General features: G+C 70.7%; 3 protein-coding genes. 2 read left to right on the forward strand and 1 reads right to left on the reverse strand.

Annotated features, from left to right (window positions below):
* The coding region (locus HV824_RS35390) for an isochorismate synthase MenF (protein ID WP_176425233.1) at positions 1-1130 on the reverse strand (1130 nt) is incomplete at its 3' end.
* A gap of 176 nt (positions 1131-1306) precedes the next feature.
* Here HV824_RS35390 and aroF point away from each other — a divergent pair.
* Complete coding sequence (gene aroF / locus HV824_RS35395; RefSeq protein ID WP_176415556.1) at positions 1307-2146, forward strand: 3-deoxy-7-phosphoheptulonate synthase; 840 nt, start codon at positions 1307-1309, stop codon at positions 2144-2146.
* Complete coding sequence (ubiE, locus tag HV824_RS35400) at positions 2143-2832, forward strand: bifunctional demethylmenaquinone methyltransferase/2-methoxy-6-polyprenyl-1,4-benzoquinol methylase UbiE (RefSeq protein WP_163785450.1); 690 nt, start codon at positions 2143-2145, stop codon at positions 2830-2832. Before aroF ends, ubiE begins: the two co-directional genes overlap by 4 nt.
* Positions 2833-2922 lie beyond the last annotated feature (90 nt).

Here is a 2922-nt window from a genome sequence, read left to right on the forward strand (position 1 = left end):
GGCCCCACCCAGCCCACCGGACCCGCGTACCAGCCACGGTCCAGGCCTTCGTGCTCCACCAGGAACGACAGCGCGCGCTCACGGGGCGTGCCGCCCACGGCCGGCGTGGGATGCAGCGCCTCCACCACCTGCGCCGGCGTCACCCCGGGCCGAAGCTCGGCGCGAAACCCCGTCCGCAGGTGCACCACGTTCTTCAAGGTCAGCAGCGCGGGCTCCGCGTCCGACGACACCTGCTGCGCCAGCGGCTTCAACGCGGCGACGAGGTAGCCCACCACCGACGCGTGCTCGCGCACGTCCTTGTCGTGTCCCCGCAGGCCGTCCGCCTGGCCAGGCGCGGCCGTGCCCGCCAGGGCCTCCGTCTCCAGCACCTGCCCGTCCACCCGGCACAGCGTCTCCGGCGTGGCGCCCAGGAAGCACGTGTCGTCCGGCGCGCGGAACAGGAAGGTGGCGCAGCGGGGATTCTGCTCGCGCAGCCGCGCCAGCACGTCCACCACGTCAAAGGGCGCGGCCCCTTCCGCATCCAGCGGGCGCGCCAGCACCACCTTCTGGAGGTGCCCGGACGCAATCGCGTCCAGCGCGCGCCGCACCCGCGCCTCGAAGTCCGGCCGCGACGCACTCAACTCCAGCGCCACGGGCTCACCGCGCGCATGCCGGTACGACTCCGGAAAGCAGGCACAGACGCGCTCCAGCCGCGAGCGCACCAGGTCCTCGCCCCCTCGGCCCTCCTGCGCGAACGCCACCACGCACACGCCGCGCGCCGTGCGGAGCACCAGCACCTCGGGCAGCGTCCAGCGCGTCACGCCGTGCGACGCCCACGCCGCGTCCACCGTGCCCGAGACACCAAAACGGATGCCACCAAACCAGGGACCCGGCATTGACTCCGGGGCTTCGCCCAGCCAACGCACCCGCGCGCGCCCGAGCGAGGCCAGCACGCCAGGAATGTCGGAGGCGTCCCGCGCCTCCACCACCGCGGCCTCGCCCCACCCCGCCGCCGCCTCCTGCGCCAGCGGGCGCTCCCAATAGATGGTCGGAACGCCCAATACGTCCGCACCCGCGAGCGGATCCACCACCGCAAGGGGCGTCATTCCGGCCACCCAGCGCTGGCTCTCAACGGGATTGAGCGTCTTCATCAGCGTTCCTCATCGGCGATTGCGGCGCAATCACCTTCGGTTGTCTTCTAAGCCATCTCGGCTATACATGCACCAAGGAGTTCAAAACCTCTTGAACTCCATGAAGGAGAGGGTCCGTGGGAGGCAAGCGGCCAGACGAACCAGCCGGGTCCGGACGGGCCCCGGGCGCGCTTCGAGTGCTTCGCGCGGAGCGGCCCGAAGGCACGCGCGTGCGCGTGGGCCCCGTGGAAGTCGGAGGTCCCGGGTTCGTCGTCATGGCCGGTCCCTGCGCGGTGGAGGGCGCGGAGCAGGTGCAGCACGCCGCCTCGGTAGTGGCCGCCGCGGGCGCCCATGTCCTGCGCGGTGGCGTATTCAAGCCTCGCACCAGCCCCTACGCGTTTCAGGGCATGGGCGAGCCGGGCCTGCACGTCCTGGCGGAGGCCGGGCGGCGCCACGGCATGCCCATCATCAGCGAGGTGATGGAGTCGGCGCAGATTCCCCTCATGGAGGAGTCCACGGACATCCTCCAGGTGGGCGCGCGCAACATGCAGAACTACTCGCTGCTGCGGGCGCTGGGGAAGGTGCGCAAGCCCGTGCTGCTCAAACGAGGCCTGTCGGCCACGTTGCAGGAATGGCTGCTGGCCGCCGAGTACATCCTCGACGGCGGCAACGAGCAGGTGATGTTGTGCGAGCGCGGCATCCGCACCTTCGAGACGGAGCTGCGCAACACGCTGGACCTGGCGGCGGTGGCCTGGGCGAAGCAGCGCTCCCACCTGCCCGTCATCGTCGACCCGTCCCATGCGACGGGGGACCCGGCGCTCATCCTCCCCATGTCGCTGGCGGCCGCGGCCGCGGGGGCGGACGGATTGTTGATTGAAGTCCACCCGAAGCCCGAGCTGGCCATGTGCGATGGGCACCAGGCCCTGACGCCCGAAGGCTTCGAGACGTTGATGCGGCGGCTGCCAGCCGTGCTACACGCGGTGGACCGACACCTTTGGCGGCCGGAGAGCCCGGCCCAGGTCGTGAGGGCGCGATGAGTACTGAAGTCCGTGAGATGTTCTCTTCCATCGCCACGAAGTACGACGTGACGAATGAGGTCCTCTCGTTCGGCATCCACCGGCTGTGGCGCCGGAAGGCCGTCCGGCTCAGCACCGCGAAGGAGGGAGACCGCGTCCTCGACTGCGCTTCGGGCACCGGCGACCTGGCCCTGGCCTTCAAGCGCAAGGTGGGCGCCTCCGGCCGCGTCGTGGGCACGGACTTCTGCCCGGAGATGCTGGAGAGCGCCCCCGCCAAGGCGGAGAAGGCGGGCCTCCAGGTGGACTTCCAGGTGGCCGACGCGATGGACCTGCCCTTCGCGGCAGACAGCTTCGACGTGGCCTCCATCTCCTTCGGCATCCGCAACGTGGATGACCCGGTGAAGTGCCTGAAGGAGATGGCGCGGGTGGTCCGGCCCGGTGGCCATGTCGTGGTGCTGGAGTTCGGCCAGCCCACGGGGGCCTTCGGGGCCCTGTTCCGCTTCTACAGCAAGACGGTGATGCCCGCCGTCGGTGGGCTGCTGACGGGCAACCGCGCCGCGTACCAGTACCTGCCCAAGACGTCCGCCGCGTTCCCGGCTGGCGACAAGTTCCTGGAGTTGATGGACCAGTCCGGGGCCTACGCGGCAAAGTCCGCGCATGCGCTCACGTTCGGCACCGCCTACATCTATGTCGGCACCGTCCGCTGAGGAGCGGCGGGACCTCGTCGAACAGATTCTCGCCTCGGTGGATCCCCGGCTCGCGCCGGGACTGAGGGTGGCGGTAGCCCGCCCGGGCCC

It is taken from the genome of Myxococcus sp. AM009, assembly GCF_013372605.1.
GTDB classification, from domain to species: domain Bacteria; phylum Myxococcota; class Myxococcia; order Myxococcales; family Myxococcaceae; genus Myxococcus; species Myxococcus vastator.